The 18,415-nt window shown below is 37.6% G+C and carries 11 protein-coding genes and 1 pseudogene; 1 reads left to right on the top strand and 11 read right to left on the bottom strand.

The annotated features are described in order from the left end of the window. Positions 1-713 precede the first annotated feature (713 nt). The 6 genes and pseudogenes from ligA to glnS form a co-directional block, all read right to left on the bottom strand. Positions 714-2,822: an NAD-dependent DNA ligase LigA gene (gene ligA, locus CICURV3402_RS04780; RefSeq protein WP_158380064.1), complete on the bottom strand. Its 2,109-nt coding sequence runs from the start codon at positions 2,820-2,822 to the stop codon at positions 714-716. Further along, positions 2,819-3,652: a cell division protein ZipA gene (zipA, locus tag CICURV3402_RS04775; protein ID WP_158380063.1), complete on the bottom strand. Its 834-nt coding sequence runs from the start codon at positions 3,650-3,652 to the stop codon at positions 2,819-2,821. Before zipA ends, ligA begins: the two co-directional genes overlap by 4 nt. A 114-nt stretch (positions 3,653-3,766) precedes the next feature. Further along, a pseudogene (locus CICURV3402_RS06790) lies at positions 3,767-4,373 on the bottom strand (7-cyano-7-deazaguanine synthase). Positions 4,374-4,493: 120 nt separating this feature from the next. Further along, entirely contained in the window at positions 4,494-5,795 is a 1,302-nt protein-coding gene (gene eno, locus CICURV3402_RS04770; protein WP_158380062.1) for a phosphopyruvate hydratase, read from the bottom strand. 75 nt (positions 5,796-5,870) lie between these two features. Then, on the bottom strand, positions 5,871-7,514 hold the full coding sequence (pyrG, locus tag CICURV3402_RS04765) for a CTP synthase (protein ID WP_158380061.1): 1,644 nt from the start codon (positions 7,512-7,514) through the stop codon (positions 5,871-5,873). A gap of 67 nt (positions 7,515-7,581) precedes the next feature. Next, entirely contained in the window at positions 7,582-9,240 is a 1,659-nt protein-coding gene (glnS, locus tag CICURV3402_RS04760; RefSeq protein ID WP_158380060.1) for a glutamine--tRNA ligase, read from the bottom strand. Between the two features lie 1,608 nt (positions 9,241-10,848). Here glnS and CICURV3402_RS04755 point away from each other — a divergent pair. Continuing rightward, a complete protein-coding gene (locus CICURV3402_RS04755) occupies positions 10,849-11,064 on the top strand; it encodes a hypothetical protein (protein ID WP_158380059.1) in 216 nt (71 codons plus the stop codon). Positions 11,065-12,112: 1,048 nt separating this feature from the next. Here CICURV3402_RS04755 and der read toward each other — a convergent pair. From der to ispG, 5 genes are all read right to left on the bottom strand, one after another. Next, positions 12,113-13,609, bottom strand: coding sequence for a ribosome biogenesis GTPase Der (der, locus tag CICURV3402_RS04750; protein WP_158380119.1), 1,497 nt, complete (start codon positions 13,607-13,609; stop codon positions 12,113-12,115). Between the two features lie 117 nt (positions 13,610-13,726). Then, positions 13,727-14,929 (bottom strand): outer membrane protein assembly factor BamB, encoded by a 1,203-nt coding sequence (bamB, locus tag CICURV3402_RS04745; RefSeq protein WP_158380058.1) that lies wholly within the window; start codon positions 14,927-14,929, stop codon positions 13,727-13,729. Positions 14,930-14,940: 11 nt separating this feature from the next. Then, positions 14,941-15,576: a YfgM family protein gene (locus tag CICURV3402_RS04740; protein WP_187306959.1), complete on the bottom strand. Its 636-nt coding sequence runs from the start codon at positions 15,574-15,576 to the stop codon at positions 14,941-14,943. A gap of 11 nt (positions 15,577-15,587) precedes the next feature. Next, entirely contained in the window at positions 15,588-16,868 is a 1,281-nt protein-coding gene (hisS, locus tag CICURV3402_RS04735; RefSeq protein ID WP_158380118.1) for a histidine--tRNA ligase, read from the bottom strand. Between the two features lie 31 nt (positions 16,869-16,899). Continuing rightward, on the bottom strand, positions 16,900-18,012 hold the full coding sequence (ispG, locus tag CICURV3402_RS04730; RefSeq protein ID WP_158380056.1) for a flavodoxin-dependent (E)-4-hydroxy-3-methylbut-2-enyl-diphosphate synthase: 1,113 nt from the start codon (positions 18,010-18,012) through the stop codon (positions 16,900-16,902). Positions 18,013-18,415 lie beyond the last annotated feature (403 nt).

The following is an 18,415-nucleotide window of genomic DNA, read 5'->3' as shown; positions in this document are numbered from 1 at the left end:
TCTTGATTTGGCTTAAAATTTCACATCGATACAGAACGTTAGTAACTTTAGTAATAAAGCTTTTTCTATACGCCTATTTAAACATAAAATACAATAAATTATTGACCTGAAATCCAAATCACGGATTAAACTTTACTGTGACTAACAGTATGCAAGGTCTTATAAAAACATGTAGTCGCCTCTTGTGATTGAGTTGATCCTTGGCATGATTACATGTGAGATATTTATGAGAATAAGAGCGAACGCTAAAATATTGATTTCGACTTGCAGCATTATATTTTACTCGTCGCTGTTCATATGATTTTACTATGTTTTTGTCGATATAGGTGGCACGGAATGCTATTTATCGGTTTTCCCTGCTTTTAAATTCTTTTTCATCTGTGATTTTAGAAAAAGTTAAGGAGGTAAAAGAAAAAATATCTGAATTTTATCGGAAAATATCCTATCTATTATATATGACATACACAACAGTGTTAGCGTCAATATCATTAAACAATGCTTATTTTACCCATAGATGTACTTATTTGGTTTTAGTCGGTTGATTTTTGTACTATTTTCTCAATATATAAGTCAATGCTTCTAAATTAGATAACATTATGATCGATAAATGCAGGGTAAGGAGTGTCATATAACTCTATAAAATTCTACTAAAAAACCAGAGGAATTTCATTTTTATGTCATTTATAACATTATTCATCCTCAGTGACCTTATATTACACCTTAGTTTCTTCTGGTTTTGACGCTTTTAAAAACTCTATTAACTCAGGTTCATGCATTATTTTTATACCTAATTTCTCTGCTTTATGAGCTTTAGAGCCCGGATTTTCCCCTGCAATAAGAAAGTCTATCTTTTTGGATACACTACCGTTGACTTTTGCCCCTAAAGAAATCAAATGTGCTTTAAGATCATCTCGGGTAAATGCATTTAATGAACCAGTCAAAACCATCGTTTTATCCTGAAAGGGATGGCTCAGTTTTTCTATCGGCTTTGCAGCTGGCCAATCTAAAATAGATTCCAGTGCAGAAATCACCTGTTGATGATATGCGTTTTTAAAAAAATCCACCAGATTTTTTGCGACAACTTCACCAACATTAGGCACTTTTTTTAATGTTTCTAGGTCCGCCTTCCGCAAAAGATTAAGTTGACCAAAATATAACGCCAAATTGGCGGCTGTTGTTTCACCGACTTCTCTGATTCCTAGCGCATATAAAAAACGCGCAAAGGTGGTTTTTTGAGATTTTTTTAAGGAATTTAATAAATGTTGCGCTGATTTTTCTCCCACCCTATTCAGAGACAGTAACATCTCTGATGTTAAATTAAATAAATCTGCAGGGTTTTGAACATATTTTTTATCTACTAGCTGATGGATGATTTTATTGCCAAGACCTTGTATATCGATCGCGCGTCGCGCAACAAAATGTTTCAATGCCTCTTTACGCTGAGCAGGACAAAATAATCCTCCTGTGCAACGGATCACGGCTTCACCTTCAATACGTTTTGCAACTGATTTACAAATAGGGCAATGGTGAGGAAAAATAATTCCCACCGTATTTTGAGGTCTAGATTCTATGATCACGTTGACAATTTGTGGGATCACATCACCTGCACGTCGCACGACTACAGTGTCCCCAATACGTAACCCTAAACGGGCTATTTCATCTGCATTGTACAAGCTGGCGTTGCTGACCAGCGCCCCTCCTAATTCAACTGGCTCAAGGCGAGTCACTGGAGTCAGAGCCCCAGTTCTGCCGACTTGAAATTCCACTCCAAGAACTTGAGTGGTTTTTTCTTGGGCTGGAAATTTAAAGGCCGTCGCCCAACGAGGGGCCTTCGCTAAAAAACCTAATTTTTCTTGTAATAAAACATCATCTACTTTGATCACGATGCCATCGATATCAAAACCAAAAGTCGCACGTACTTGTGCTATTTCTTGATAATAGGTCATGACTTGCTCAGCACCAGTGCATAATGTGATTCGATCATGGACAGGTATTCCCCAAGCTTTCAATTGCATCAAACGCTGTATATGACTTTGAGGTAAGGCCCCGCCTTCAAGAAAACCAATGCCATAACAGAAAAAATTTAAAGGCCGTTCCGCCGTGATATGAGGATCGATCTGGCGCAAAGATCCAGCCGCCGCATTACGAGGATTGGAAAATATTTTCCCATGATTAGCACGAGCTTGTTTGTTGAGCTCTTCAAATCCTGCGTGAGGCATATAAACCTCCCCCCTGATTTCTATCAGTTGGGGTAATAACTTCCCCTTTAAACGAAGAGGAATTGATTGAATGGTGCGAATATTATGCGTGATGTTTTCACCTTGAAAACCATTGCCTCTCGTGGCCGCTCGGATTAATTCCCCTTTTTCATAGATGAGACTCACTGCCAAGCCATCTAGTTTGAGCTCACAGCAGAAAGTTAGCTCTTTTTGAGCATTTTTTTCGCTTCTATTTTTAGAATCTGAGTCTCGAATAAGTGGATTTAAAGACGATTTTTGTGCAGATGATGCCGCTCTAAGTCGTTCAGAAACACGTTTCTTAAACGCTAAAAACCCTTTTTCATCAAATACATTATCGAGCGAAAGCATAGGCACTTGATGCGTCGCAGACTTAAAAGCGGTTGAAGGAGATGCGCCGACTTTTTGGGTAGGAGAATCACGGCTCATTAATTCAGGATATTGCGATTCTAATTCCCGTAGTTGTTCCAGCAAAGCATCGTATTCCGCATCGGTTATCTCGGGGGCATCGTTGACGTGGTATAAATATTCATGATGTTTTAGCACATCCCGCAATTGGTTAATTTTTTTAAGGATAGATTTCATAAATGAGGGGTACTTTTGATGAGGGCGTTATAATCTTCTAATTTTTGAGGGGTAATCATTTTGCGTTGATCATCTAAAACTAATCCTCCAAGCTCATCTGCTATTTTTTGTGCTGACTGCAACATTAATTTAAAGTTTTCAGAGGCATGACTATAGCAGGGCAATCTCATAAATATTGAAATGCCTGGTGTTGAAAAATGATCCATTTTTTTAAAATTAAAAAAACCGGGTTTCACCATATTGGCTAAGCTAAATAAAGTGATGCGCTCGCCTGTAAGAGTAAGATAGCGATGAAAAATGTTCATATCGCCAAATTGAAAATTACTATTTAAAATGCTTTTTAAAAGCATTTCTCCAGAAAAGGTACGCGATGAATGAGCAGCAACATGTAAAACTAATACCTTTTGTTCTTTTTGAACAGATGGATGATGGGTTTCTTGAGATCGATGAGATAAATCATCACTTTTTTTTTGCAATTGAAGCTCGGTTTCTGAGATTTGTGAAAAAGACGAGGTAGTTACATAGGTAACTGAGCTATCAAATTTAAGCGCCTGATATTTAGTTGGCGGCGGTATTTTTTTATGATGTGCTTTATCAAAAGCATGTTTTTTAACATTTGGTGATGCCTTTTTAAGAATTTGGATTTCGCTCACACCTGCTTCATCCAAAATTTGTAACAGAACATCATCTTTTTTTTGATTTTGATCTTTTGTTGTCTGATCATAAAAAAGGGCAGAGCGTTCTTTACGCCGCACCCGTAAACTATGTATAAATAATACGATGATGGTAATCACACCAAAAAGCAATAATATCAAACGTAAGTCTTGCATGATTAAAATCTCTATCGTTTTAATAAAAAAATAATCGATATTCAGTTCTATATTTTTTGTCGAATTTATCAGTGAAACGTTAAATTCTTGATTTTTTTGATCAGAAAACCATTATTAAAGTTGACTTTGAAACTTCAAATTTTCGCTCACTTCTTTTTGATTAGATAAAGCATATTTTAGACCTTTTAAACGTAATTCGCACGAGAGACATTTGCTACATCCATCGCCTTGAATACCATTGTACTAAGTCAGCGTTTTATTTCTAATCAGTAGCATTTGTTGATAATAATCGGATAAAGCCCAAGTTTCCGCTTTATTCAGCTACATTAAAGGGGTAAAAATAATATTTTTACATCCCTAATGTCACTGCATAATTGAGCGATTTGAAAAACTCATACCTCCAATCAGGATACCTAAAACAATCAGTTTAGTAGACACCTGCAATAACTATATCTGCGTCTACTTGAAAAGCATAAATCGCCGCAAAGTCAGGAACACAATATTTCTACCAGGTACTAAAGTATTAGGCAGCGATCCTTCTCTGTTTTACTTTATTGTAAGAGGAATATTTTCCTTCATCAAACTGATCACCGCGAGCTCGGATCGATGTTACTGACTATAATCAAAAGTAATGAAATAGACTTCATGATATTGAAGTAAAGCTTAGATCAGGCAGGTCGTAGAATCCTGCCCCATTAAAAACCAGAACTGCATGTTTGATAGGATTATTTTTCTTATATTTTAGATTTTTTAGTTGAGGGAACACTTTTTCAAAATTGACGAGGAACTGGCAATTTAAGCTCTCCTTGGCAGCAAATCGTTGTGTCAAGGCGATTATCTCTTAGCTTTGACCTTGCACTTCTTTTAAACCCTTAAAAAGAGCACGTTCACCCAATGCTTCTTCAATCCGTATCAATTGATTATATTTAGCCACACGATCAGAGCGGCTTACAGAACCTGTTTTAATTTGGCCTGAAGAGGTGCCCACCGATAAATCAGCAATGGTGGCGTCTTCTGTTTCACCAGAACGGTGAGAAATAATTGCAGTGTAACCTGCTTCTTGCGCCATTTTAATCGCAGCTAATGTTTCAGTCAGAGAGCCTATTTGATTTAATTTAATTAAAATTGAATTGGCAATCTTTTTTTGAATGCCTTCTTTGAGAATTTGAGTATTGGTGACAAATAAATCATCTCCAACTAATTGAATTTTATCGCCTAATACTTGAGTTTGATATTGGAATCCTTCCCAATCTGATTCGTCTAACCCATCTTCAATTGAAATAATAGGATATTTTTGAGTCAGGTTTTCCAAAAAATGCGTAAATTCTTCTGATGTAAATGTTTTTCCTTCTGCTTTCAACTCATAACGATTTCTTTCTTTATTGTAAAATTCAGAAGCCGCGCAATCCATTGCAAAGGTGATGTCTTTACCTAAAACATACCCCGATTTTTCTACGGCTTCTTTCATCGTTTCTAGAGCCGATACATTAGATCCAAGATTTGGCGCATATCCGCCTTCGTCACCCACTGCAGTACTCAGATTTTTAGACTTAAGTACTTTGGCCAGATGATGAAAAACTTCAGATCCAATGCGAATCGCTTCTTTAAAGCTCGTCGCCCCGACAGGCTGGATCATAAATTCTTGAATATCAATGTTGTTGTCAGCGTGTTCACCACCGTTAATGATATTCATCATCGGTAATGGCATGGAAAATTGATCAGGCGTGCCATGAAGCTCAGCAATATGTTCATATAAAGGCATGCCCTTAGAAGCAGCACCTGCTTTTGCAACCGCTAAAGAAACGGCTAAAATGGCATTAGCCCCAAAACGAGATTTATTTTCAGTCCCGTCTAAATCAATCATCAATTGATCAATATGTTGCTGATCTTTCGCATCCTTACCTAAAAGCGACCGTGCTATAGAACGATTCACGGCCTCAACTGCCTTTAGAACGCCCTTTCCTAAAAATCGGGCAGGGTCACCATCTCGTAATTCTAACGCTTCACGTGAGCCGGTGGAGGCCCCTGATGGCGTAGCGGCCAAACCGATAAATCCCCCCTCTAAATGCGCTTCTACTTCTACTGTGGGATTACCACGAGAATCAATGATTTCTCGGGCGAGTATTTTTGCAATTTTAGACATCGTATTTTCCTTAAGTAGGTATTCAATATAATTTGTAGAAAACTTGCCTTTTAAGCAAATTTTTCGACAGCATGTTTATTTTAGTGAATCTTGATGATGATGTGCTAAAGCGGATTTCACAAAACCAATAAATAATGGATGACCATCACGAGGCGTTGAAGTAAATTCAGGGTGAAATTGACACGCAACAAACCAAGGATGATGCGGTAATTCAATAATTTCAACGAGTTTTTTATCCATAGATCGACCTGAGACACTCAGCCCTGCCGCTTCTATGATGGGTAATATCATGTTATTGACTTCATAACGATGACGATGCCGCTCTATAATAATAGGTTTTTCATAGAGTTGATGTGTCACGCTCCCTTTGAGCAAGTGACATTTTTGAGCCCCCACCCTCATGGTGCCCCCCAGATTACTTTTTTCTGAACGAACTGCGATTTCACCATCTTCGTTTTTTTGCCATTCCGTAATCAATCCAATCACAGGATAACGGGTATCAGGGTCAAATTCAGTCGAATTTGCTTTTTCCATTCCCGCAACATGACGAGCAAATTCTATCAAAGCAACTTGCATACCCAAGCAGATCCCTAAATAAGGAATGCGATTTCCACGTGCATATTGAGCAGCGACAATCATGCCTTCAATTCCCCGATGTCCAAATCCTCCAGGAATGAGAATAGCATTCAAGCCTGCCAATTTTTCAATTCCAACTGTTAGGAGTTCTTGTGCATCTATCAACTGAATATTAACTGTGACCCGATTTTTTAAACCCGCATGTTTTAAGGCTTCAATTACTGATTTATAAGAATCAGGCAATTCTATATATTTTCCTACCATACCTATGGTCACAGTGCCTTCACAATGATATTCTTCGTATAAAATTTGCTCCCATTTCTCTAAATTGGCTTTGGGGCACTTTAAATTAAATTTATGGCAAATATATTGATCAAGTCCTTGCGACTGTAATATTTTGGGGATTTTATAGATAGAATCCACATCTTTCAGAGAAATCACCGCTTTTTTTTCTACATTGCAAAATAATGCAATTTTTGAGCGTTCATGATCGGGTACTTCATGATCTGAGCGACAAATTAATACATCCGGCTGGATGCCAATAGAAAGCAGTTCCTTGACTGAATGCTGTGTTGGCTTAGTTTTGACTTCACCGGCAGTGGTGAGATAAGGCAATAAAGTCAAGTGAATATAAAGAGCATGACTGCGACCCACATCTGTCACCATTTGACGAATGGCTTCTAAAAATGGTAAAGACTCAATATCACCTACTGTGCCTCCAATTTCTACCAAAGCGACGTCATAGCCTTGCGCTGCCATTACAATACGTTCTTTGATGGCATTTGTGATGTGAGGAATTACCTGAACGGTCGAGCCTAAATAATCCCCCCTCCGCTCTTTTTGAAGAACTTCAGAGTAAATTGCCCCTGTTGTAAAATTGTTATGCCGTGTCATTTTAGTGCGAATAAAACGCTCATAGTGACCCAGGTCTAGATCGGTTTCTGCGCCATCTTCAGTAACAAAAACTTCGCCATGTTGTTTTGGGCTGATAGTGCCGGGATCTAAATTGATATAGGGATCAAGTTTCATGATGGTGATGTTCAGAGAACGGGCTTCTAGTGTAGCAGCCAAAGAAGCAGCAGTTATCCCCTTACCCAGAGAAGAAACCACCCCTCCGGTGACAAAAATATAATTCGTTATCATATGCACCTAAAGGGTAAAATTTTAATAGATGAGATTCAAAAATCTGTTTATCCTGTTTTTAATGCATTTAAAAATCATACAAAGTGTTTTCGCCCCGCAAACTCACGGTACGATTAAATACCAAATGCTTTTCAGAAGAATCTTTATCGGTACAAAAATAGCCTTCACGCTCGAATTGATACGTTTTCCCTTCTTGCGTGTTAGCTAGACTTGGTTCCACAAAGCCTTGACGTATGCATAATGATTCAGAGTTGAATACCTCTAAAAAGAGAGAGGTGTCTGCATGCGGGGCCGTCAATAAATGATGGTATAAGCGCATTTGAGCAGGAACAGCGTCATCGGCAGAAACCCAATGAATCACCCCTCTTATTTTTCGGCCATCTGAGGGATTTTTATTGAGCGTCTCGGGATCATACTCACAGTGAATTGCCGTAATCATGCCTTGCGCATTTTTTTCAACATACTTTGCTTTAACGACATAGGCATGACGCAGCCGCACTTCTTTGCCCAACATCAAACGCTTATATTTTTTATTGGCTTCTTCGCGAAAATCGGCTCGATCAATATAAAGAACACGATTAAAAGGCATCTGGCGATGTCCCATACCAGGGTTATTCAGGTTATTAGGTACCGTTAGCCACTCTTTTGCATTAGAATGATTGTCAATGATTAATTGAACAGGATCTAATACCGCTAAAGCGCGTGGCGCATTTTTATTGAGATCTTCACGAATACAAGCTTCTAAAGCACTCATTTCGACCTGATTATCCTGTTTAGTGACACCAATGCGGTGACAAAACTTTCGGATAGAAGTAGGTGTATAGCCTCTTCGTCTTAACCCTGAGAGCGTCGGCATACGGGGGTCATCCCAACCGGTCACTTTTTTTTCTTTGATCAAAAGATGAAGTTTTCGTTTAGACATCAGGGTATATTCAATATTCAAACGAGAAAATTCATATTGTTTCGGGTGAAAATCGATGCTGATATTCTCTAGAACCCAATCATACAAACGTCTGTTATCCTGAAATTCTAACGTACAGAGCGAATGGGTAATCCCTTCTAATGCATCAGCAATACAGTGCGTAAAATCATACATCGGATAGATACACCATTGATTACCTAGTTGGTGGTGCTCAGAAAATTTAATACGATACAAAATAGGATCACGCATGACCATAAAGGGAGAAGCCATATCAATTTTTGCACGCAGACAAGCGGCGCCTTCTGCAAAACCGCCTGCCCGCATTTTTTTGAATAACTCTAGATTGTCTTCAACGGTGCGGTCACGAAAAGGGCTGTTTTTGCCAGGTGCTGTTAAAGTGCCACGGTATTCACGTATTTGTTTAGCATTTAACTCATCAACATAAGCTAATCCTTTTTGAATCAACTCAATCGCATATCCGTATAAGGACTTAAAATAATCTGAGGAATATCGCACTGAGCCGCTCCATGCAAACCCTAACCACTGCACATCACGTTTGATAGATTCAATATATTCCTGCTCTTCTTTTTCTGGATTGGTATCGTCAAAACGTAAATGACATTCACCTTGATAATCTTGTGCCAGACCAAAATTTAAACAAATGGATTTGGCATGACCAATATGGAGATAACCATTCGGTTCAGGTGGAAAGCGGGTTCTGATGAATGAATGCTTACCTTGAGCGAGATCCTCTTCAATGATATGACGAATAAAGTGATGCGGACGTTCGCTGGCCTCGTTCATGACTGTATTCCTGTTATTCTCTAAAAAACAAATATTTTAAGCTTTTTTATTGAAGGCCGCTACTATGTTGAATAAAGAAAGATATCAAACCTGCAGTGCTATTGAATTTTTATTTGGCACGATAAAAGAATACAACAGGCTCGTTTTACGCTTCTATAAACTCGATGTCGCCTTCTTTTCTTTCTCCGCTATCGCTTGTCTTAAAATGTTTAAATAACTTTTTAACAACGCTATAGCAATGTTCATGGTATTAGAATATTTACGTAAATATTGGATCTGTTTCCATTTTAGTAAAATTTATGGGGTCAGTGAGGGTGATATATACAAGCTAATCCTCTGGGTTGAGGATCCCTTGAGAAGTAAGGTATTTAGTTTGCCTGAGCGACAGACGTTACTAAAGAGCAATTTTGACTATGAAGTCATCTTCAGTTGATATGAGTGCAACCCGAATGCAATGTCTGCAAAAAAGTAAAGCAATTTCTACTCAATAAATCATGGAGAAAAAGCGACATACCTTAAAAATCCAAAGCGTTATATGATAAAGGCAGTAGATGTGTTTCACGGGTATCAGTCATTATGACTTTTTCTCGGCAGTGTGATACGTATTGAGAACCGTTATCTACTGGCGTGACGTGTCTACTTTTTATGGCCACTAGCATACGATTTACACGCGTTTGTAAATGCTGGAGTGAGAATAGACTAGTCTGGTATTTGCTTTATCTATTGCAGAACAAAAGAAAATTAGCTTTGACTTCCTCTGGATAGACAGTACTACAGTGAGCCTACACTGTCATGACTCAGGAAGTTAAAAAAAGGAGCTCAGTTGATAGGGTGCAGGTGTAAAGAAATGAGCACTAAAATTCATGTCGGCCTTTCAGGCCGATTATCTCAGAAGTGTTTGTTTGGCTGACGGACAACGTACCGATATTAAAGTCTTTCCTATTTTGTAGGCCAAAGGAGACTGGAGAAAGATAAACGATGTTATTGCGGATAAAGGCTATGATTTTTATGATATCAAAAAGCGTATTCGTGATAGCAGAAAATACTCGGTTATCTCTTGTCGATTAGACGGGATTTATCCCGGTATCCAGCAAAAAGATAAAGAAAAATATAAAATACGTAATACCATTAAACATTTCTTCGGCAAAATAAAAGAACATAGAAGACTCGCTTTACGATTTGATAAGCTGGACGTTCACTTCTTTTCTTTTCTTGCCATCGCTTGTCTTAAGGTTTTTAAATTATTTTGTTAATTTAGCTATAGCTAAGCGGCTTCATTTGGATTAAGCAATATACTGAGAAAACAAGGAATCGCATCTTGCAGTGAAGTTCTCTTCTTGTCTGTTTAGCGTTTGCCCAATGAGATGCAGGTCGGAGTAAAGAGGTCAATCTTCAATCAGATGCTCATCTTTATCATGGCTTATTGAATATTTTCTCTCGTAGAAAGAGGCGTTATCCACAATGATAACGCACTAGTGAGCGCCAGGAGGAAAGAGCCCTCGTGTGTGAATTAAAGAAACAGACAGAGGTGTAATGGTCTAATATTTACAGCGTCTTCAAAAGACTGCTATTAAAATTTCTTGAGGAGGAAAAATAAACAATAAAATTATGCAAGCGAAATACAGTCGGAAGTTTAAACAAGACGCGTCAAAATTAGTCATTGAAAGAGAATATACCTGTCAACAGGCGGAAAACAGTTTGTGGGTTTCATTAAGTGCTATAAGACGCTGTGTCAGTGCTGAACAGTGGCGATATCCGCGAGAGGCTCTAAAGAGATATTTTGGCCTGGCAGAGCATGAAGAATTAATTCGCTTGCATAAATAGCGCAATAACATTTTGATAGAGAGTAAAATTTTAAAAAATCGCCGGTCTTCTTTGCAAAAGAAAACGGATAAAATTTCAGTTTATTCGTAAGTAAAAGAAGATCTATCCTAAGCGCTTGTTAGGTCGTGTGATAAAAGTCAGTCGTAGTGCTTTCTATGAGTGAGAAAGAAAATTCCCTTAAGTAAAGTCTCCGGCCATGAGGGTGTTAGAGCGAACAGCGGTCAGGATATTTTGTGAACATAAACAAATACTGGCTTCACGCAGATTGAAACTGAAATTAAATTATGCAAGATTTTAGGTAGGTCGATTTAAAATCGCGTCGTTTAATAGCTTCGTTATCATTAATCGTCCGTTATCCGCAGTGTTACCGGGTGACAACAGACAGCAGCATAACCAGAAGATTGCCCGGAATCTGCTGGACTGACAATTTACCGTGAATACACCCAGGAAATTGTGGACAACAGATATTAGCTATATCCGTACCTATTATGGTCGGCAGTATGTCGCTATCGTAATAGATTTATACTCACGACAAATAGTAGGATTTGGTCTGGCGCACATCTCTATTGAGCAGCTCTACAAATAACATATTGGCGTAGCAAGCCAGATAAATGGCTATACTTCTCCACTCAGATCGAGGTAGTCAAGTACAACCATACAGGTAGTCAGAGTAAAAAAAGCCAGTGCTGGGATAAAGCGCTTACAAAGCGCTTCTTCTGTAGTCTGAAATATAAATATTTACACTACAAAATGCTGGGGTGACCTTGGTGTCAAGCTGATGGGGCTTGATTATTTGGCCTATTATAATAGAAAACGTCCACATAGTGTACTAGAATATCTGTCACCCATGTAGTTTAAGCGAATACAATTAATCAATGTATCTTAAAAATGTGTCCGGTTTTACTTGATCATTACTTGATTGAACCCCAATAAAAATGGTTAATCAAGTTAGTGAGGATTTTAGCCTGCTAATCTGTGTCAAGCAGCGCTAACCTTTTTAGCATACGCATAGAAAGGCATTGACTCGCTTATCCAAAACTCTCGTTAATTAATTTAACTTTTTTTTTAAATGCGTTCTCAGTCGTTTGCGTTTACGGACTTGATTGGGTGTTAAAGTATTTTGTTTACCTGCAAAAGGGTTCTCTGATTCTTTAAATTGGATCCGGATCGGAGCTCCTATCATTTTTAATGAACGACGAAAATAGTTCATAAGATAACGTTTATAAGAATCATTAATTGTGTTTACTTGATTTCCATGGATCACGACAATCAGTGGATTATAGCCGCCAGAATGAGCATATTTAAGTTTAACTCGTCGGCCACGGACGAGAGGAGGTTCATGTTCTTCTTTTGCTAATTGCATAATACGTGTAAGCAAAGCAGTGTTGATCCGTTTTGTAGAACAGTCATACGCTTCTTTAATGGATTTAAATAAATTTTCAACACCACTACCACGCAAAGCAGAAATAAAATGCATTCGTGCAAAATCGATAAACCCTAAACGTAAATCTAAACTGTTTTTTATTTGCTCTCGCTTTTCTGAAGAAATAGCATCCCATTTATTGACGCTAATCACTAATGAACGCCCGCTGTTTAAAATAAAATGTAGTAAAGACAAATCCTGATCAGAAACCCCTTCATTTGCATCAATGACTAACAACACAACATTGGCATCTTCAATTGCTTGAAGGGTTTTTATGACAGAAAATTTTTCAACTTTTTCCTTTATTTTTGCGGATTTACGGACACCGGCAGTATCAATAAAAATATATTCTCTGTTATTACGGATTAAGGGAATATAAATACTGTCTCGAGTGGTGCCTGGTATGTCATAAACCAACATACGATCTTGAGCTAAGATACGGTTAATGAGTGTAGATTTACCCACATTTGGACGGCCCACAATGGCCAGTTTAATAGCTAAACTTTCAGGATTAAAAGGGAATTTTTTGCTCTTTAAAAAATCTGTTTTATTAACCTCATTTTTTTGCTTTTCCCAATAAGAGCAATTAAGTTTTTCTTCACTGATCTCAACAATGGGCTTTTCGGGTAGAAAAGGTGTGATCACTGAACTCATCAATTGAGCGACACCACGACCATGAGAAGCTGCAATACCATAAACTTTGCCTAAGGCTAATGAATAAAAATCAGTCAATGCAGTATCAGAGTTCATGCCATCGATTTTGTTAGCCACCAAAAAAGTGGCTTTTTTGCGTTTACGTAAGTGTTGAGCTATTTCTAAATCTGCAGGCAGTAGACCAGCACGGGCATCCACTATAAAAAGCACGACATCTGCTTCTTCAATCGCTAAAAAAGATTGTTGTGTCATGCGTTTTTGAATATTTTCTATTCTTTCAATGCCATTTATCCCCCCTGTATCAATAATAATAAATTTATGGTTTTCAATTTCAGCGTGACCGTATTGGCGATCTCTGGTTAATCCTGGGAAATCGGTGACTAATGCATTAGCTGTTTTGGTCAACCTGTTAAAAAAGGTAGATTTACCTACATTTGGGCGTCCAATTAACGCAATAATAGGAATCATTTTGATTCTCACGACTTATTTTCATTTAATTTTTTTGTAAAACTTTGCCGAGTGGCGTGAAAATTTTGGGATTATTTTTAATAATAAAATCCACATCATTTTCCTGTTTGGCGATCTCTAATCGGTCATGTATTTTTGTACAAATGAATAAACAGTACCATTTCTAGCTTGAATAATCAGTTTTCCTGATATTTCTATAGGAGCACCTAAAAATCCAGAACGATTGACTTCTTGTTGTGTGACAAAACGTCCGTCTTCAGCATTCAACCAGTGTAAATATCCTTCGGAATCTCCTACGACTAAGTAGCCATTATAAATCACTGGGGCCGTTAAACCACGATGCAATAAATCGCTTTGTTTCCAAACTGGAATACCAGTATCAGATGTTAACGCGATAAGTTGATCATTTTGATCTACAAGATAGATATAACCTGCATGTATTGTTAAATCATTCACTGATCCTAAGTTACATTTCCACAAAATTTCTCCTGAATTCAGTTGTAGTGCAACGAAATTACCATTATAGGCTGCCGCATAAACAATACCATCTACTATAATAGGCCTCATATCAACGTCCTTAATACGCTCAATTTCTGTTGAGCCCCTCACTTCAGAAATCACCTGTTGCCAAATAAGCTGTCCTTTATCTATCGTAACAGCACTGACGCGCCCGTTTTCACCACCAAAAACAGCGGTGCCAGATGATGAGATAGCAGGATCTGATTCACCTCGTAATGAGAGTGTTGGTACGTCTAAATTTAAGGTCCAATAAATACTTCCATTTGTTTTATTGATCGCTTGAATCATTCCGTTGCCAGTATGAATTAATATTAAATAACTGCTGATAATAGGACGAGATAATACTTCACCTGCAACCTGTGTTTTCCAAACAACGCTACCATCAGAAGCATTGAGCGCAAAAAGGATAGCGTGTTCACTTCCAACATAGACAAGATCGCCATCAACTGTTAAGCCTCCGGATAACATGGCAGAATCATTTTTAATAGAGATAAAACCTGTTTTTTGAGATAAATTTGTTTGCCAAATCACCTTGCCTGTATCAAGGTTTAGCGATTTAACCCATCCATTGCGGTCCGCAACAAATAAGGATTTATCGTTTCCGACAGGACGTAGACGAGAATAGTATTCTCCTATCCCTCGACCAACGGATGTACTCCACAATGGATGTAAGGTAAATTGATTTTTGACTTCTGGTAAAGGTGATAGAGTGATCACATCTTCTTCGCTATTAAAAAATGCACAGCCATTAAGTAAAAACAGACAGATCATGCCTGACCAAAATATTTTATAAAATTGCATGAAAACTTCCTTTAAGCGGATAAATTATTCAATTTAAGACGTAATAATTGTGATGAAGCAATAGATGACTCTATACTTTTTTTGTACGCCGCCCTTGCGCCTGGGATATCATTTTTTTCTAATAAAATATCTCCTCGTATGCTCTCAGCCATGCCTAGCCAAACATCAGAGTATATATTATCTAAGCTTTTTAAAGCTTTATCGAATTGTTTTAACTGTAATTGTACTCGAGCTAAACGTAGATAAATTAACGAAAGCATATTATTATCTTTTGTACTGAGCAATGCCGACATCAGTTGTTGCTCTGATTTATCAAAAAACTGATTTTCAACGGATTTTTTCGCTAATTGCAACGCGATAAATCCAGAATAATTATGATAATTTTTTTGAATAAATTTTTCAGCCTTTGAGATATTTGGCTCACTTATGTATTTATCATTGGAAAAAAGCTGACTGATATCTTGATAAGAGGAAGAAGACATTGACACGAAGCTGCCCTGATATTTTTGCCAATAACGCCAAGAGAAAAACGCTATTACGCTTATTAATAGGCCCAGTGCAAGTGCTTTCCAGCTGTTACGTAAAAAAATTCGGAAATCTTTAGTTTCAATACTTTGAGTTGAAGATCTGTTCAAAATGCATCCCATGTAGTTAAAATTTATGCAATGAAAATTTTATTAAGAAATAAGATAAGATCTGCTTGCATTAATAAATTCTGTTCTCCTGTAAAAAGGTTTTTGATCGCAATTTGTTGTTTTGTTATTTCGTTCTCACCTAATATTAACGCAAAAGTCGCGTTGCATTTTTTAGCAGAAGATAATTGTTTAGATATTTTTTGCTTACCGTAGTGCAGCTTTAATTTTAGTTGAGGAAAACTGTCACGAATTTTTTCTGCTAATTTTATTGCTGTAGCTCGAGAGGTATTGTTTTCAGAAATGAAATAAACATCTAATTTTGGAGAAAGGTAAAAATTAGGGTTCACCTTTTTCACCAACAAAACTAACCGCTCGAGTCCAATAGAAAAACCTACTGCTGGGGTTGAATCTTTTCCTCCGAATTGTTCGACCAGACCATCATAGCGCCCCCCTGCACAAATAGCTCCTTGAGATCCTAAATGATTTGTCACCCATTCAAATACCGTTTTGTTGTAGTAATCTAAGCCTCGTACCAAGTGTGGATTTACACGATAAGAGATGCCCGATTCATTCAAAAATTGACAGAGTGTTAAAAAATGCTGTTTCGATTCATCATTGAGATATTCAGATAATAGGGGGGCATCAGCGAGTATTTTTTGAACGATCTGATCTTTTGAATCCAATAGCCGTAATGAATTTTTGTGCATTCGATGAATTGCTTCTTCAGTCAATTGATCTTTATTTTTTTCTAAAAATCTCAATAAAGATTCACGATACCTTGCACGCTCTTCTATCGAACCAATTGAATTTAATTCCAATTGAACATAATTTAAAATGCCTAGCTTCTTCCAGAAGCGGGCTGTCATTAAAATGAGTTCTATATCAATATCTGGTCCATACAAACCAAATACTTCTACACCTAATTGATGGAACTGACGGTAACGGCCTTTTTGTGGCCTTTCGTAACGAAACATGGGGCCAATATACCAAAAACGTTGTTCCTTATTGTGAAAAAGACCATGTTCAACACCGGCACGAACGCAGCCCGCTGTTCCTTCGGGACGCAAGGTTAGACTTTCACTATTGCGGTCATCAAAGGTATACATCTCTTTTTCTACTACATCAGTGACTTCACCAATCGCTCGTTTAAACAATGTTGTGCTTTCTATGATTGGGATGCGAATTTCGTTATAACAGTGGGTTGCAAGTATATTTTTCAAACTATTTTCAATTTGCTCCCATAATTTGGAATCTGGAGGAAGACAATCATTCATTCCGCGAATAGCCTGTAACTTTTTTATCACATTTGTCATATTTTCATTATTTCCGAAAAGATTAAAATTGACTGATTTGAATCCGATTTTTTTTATCTAATAAGGCTGCTTTGGCACGAATTTTGGCTTCGAGTTGATCAATAATTTGTTGATTATCAAGTCGACCTTTACGTTTACCCTCGTCGAAAAAGCCACTTTTGTTACGTGCTCCAGTGACGCCTAAAGTAGACACTAACGCCTCACCTAAACCATTAACAACACAACCAATAATAGAAACATCCATAGGAGTGACGATATCTTCTAGACGTTTTTCAAGCGCATTAACGGTACCAATAACATCAAATTCCTGACGCGAACAGGTTGGGCACGCAATAAAGTTAATACCTCGAGACCTGATACGCAAAGATTTTAAGATATCAAAGCCGACTTTAATTTCTTCTGTGGGATCGGCGGCCAAAGAAATGCGCAAAGTATCTCCTATTCCTTCAGAGAGAAGTATTCCTAAACCTATCGCGGATTTTATAGAGCCACTACGAGCCCCCCCCGCTTCTGTTATGCCTAAATGTAAAGGTTGATCGATACGAGTTGCTAAAAGGCGGTATGAATGGATAGCTAAAAACACATCTGATGCTTTTACACTGATTTTAAATTGATCAAAATTGAGGCGTTCTAAAAACGAGACTTGGCGCATTGCCGATTCTAATAGTGCCGCTGGTGTCGGTTCTTTATATTTCTCTTGAATGTCTTTTTCTAATGAACCGCCGTTAATACCGATTCTGATTGGAATTCCGTGATGACGTGCACTGGCAACAATATCGCGAATACGAAGTTCACTGCCAATATTACCAGGATTAATGCGTAAGCAATCTACACCATACTCTGCTACTTTTAGAGCAATACGATAGTCAAAATGAATATCAGCAACTAATGGAACAGAAGCTTGTTGTTTGATCTGGTTAAACGCTTCCGCAGCCTCCATAGTGGGTACAGAAATCCTTACAATATCAGCACCAACAGATTGCAATGCTTTAATTTGAGCTACCGTCGCAGCCACATCTGTAGTTTTTGTATTAGTCATGGATTGAACGCTGATCGGTGCATTCTCTCCGATAGGGATTTTACCTACATAAATTCGGGTCGATTTGCGTCTAATGATGGAGGATAAGTTATACATGATATTCTCTTAAACACCTGTAAGTCAAAAATTGCGCCCAATATTGCCATTTACTTGCATATTAGAGTGCAGTCAGTAGTAGTGTAGAGTCAATTGACTTTTTATTATTACTGTCGGCGACAGATAGGTTTTTTTGAACCAAACCAAAATAGAGGCAGGAGGTAGTTGAACTTCGGTCATCGGTGATGTTGCGTCGTTTTTTATTAATGAGTATTGTGTTAACAATTTTACTGATGCTTAGATATTCATGCTGTTAATTTCTGTTTTTTAAATTTTATTATTTTGATACCACCAAGCTCCAGTTAATCAAAAATGTTAATAAAATAAAAATAAGTATATAACATTAGACATCTATGCCATTTTTACTCTTTTTATTATATATAAATACAGTTTATTAGATGTT

Source organism: Candidatus Williamhamiltonella defendens, from assembly GCF_900699045.1.
GTDB lineage: Bacteria > Pseudomonadota > Gammaproteobacteria > Enterobacterales > Enterobacteriaceae > Hamiltonella > Hamiltonella defensa_A.
This window is presented reverse-complemented; position numbering and strand designations above follow the sequence as displayed.